Source organism: Pseudomonas sp. PS01270, assembly GCF_029959775.1.
GTDB classification, from domain to species: Bacteria; Pseudomonadota; Gammaproteobacteria; order Pseudomonadales; family Pseudomonadaceae; genus Aquipseudomonas; species Aquipseudomonas atacamensis.
The window spans coordinates 1-812 of the sequence record NZ_JASCPT010000276.1 but is presented as its reverse complement, the minus strand read 5'-3'; the positions used below and the strand labels follow the sequence as shown (position 1 = coordinate 812).

The 812-nt window shown below is 51.1% G+C and carries 1 rRNA gene; it reads left to right on the top strand.

Annotation, left to right across the window (positions count from 1 at the left end):
- Positions 1 to 812: ribosomal RNA gene (locus QMX86_RS28125) — 23S ribosomal RNA — on the top strand; the annotation flags it as partial.

Here is an 812-nt window from a genome sequence, read left to right as displayed (position 1 = left end):
GTCATGAAATCGAGTAGGACGGAGCACGAGAAACTTTGTCTGAATATGGGGGGACCATCCTCCAAGGCTAAATACTACTGACTGACCGATAGTGAACTAGTACCGTGAGGGAAAGGCGAAAAGAACCCCGGAGAGGGGAGTGAAATAGATCCTGAAACCGTATGCGTACAAGCAGTGGGAGCAGACTTTGTTCTGTGACTGCGTACCTTTTGTATAATGGGTCAGCGACTTATTTTCAGTGGCGAGCTTAACCGAATAGGGGAGGCGTAGCGAAAGCGAGTCTTAATAGGGCGTCTAGTCGCTGGGAATAGACCCGAAACCGGGCGATCTATCCATGGGCAGGTTGAAGGTTAGGTAACACTGACTGGAGGACCGAACCGACTACCGTTGAAAAGTTAGCGGATGACCTGTGGATCGGAGTGAAAGGCTAATCAAGCTCGGAGATAGCTGGTTCTCCTCGAAAGCTATTTAGGTAGCGCCTCATGTATCACTGTAGGGGGTAGAGCACTGTTTCGGCTAGGGGGTCATCCCGACTTACCAAACCGATGCAAACTCCGAATACCTACAAGTGCCGAGCATGGGAGACACACGGCGGGTGCTAACGTCCGTCGTGAAAAGGGAAACAACCCAGACCGTCAGCTAAGGTCCCAAAGTTATGGTTAAGTGGGAAACGATGTGGGAAGGCTTAGACAGCTAGGAGGTTGGCTTAGAAGCAGCCACCCTTTAAAGAAAGCGTAATAGCTCACTAGTCGAGTCGGCCTGCGCGGAAGATGTAACGGGGCTCAAACCATACACCGAAGCTACGGGTATCA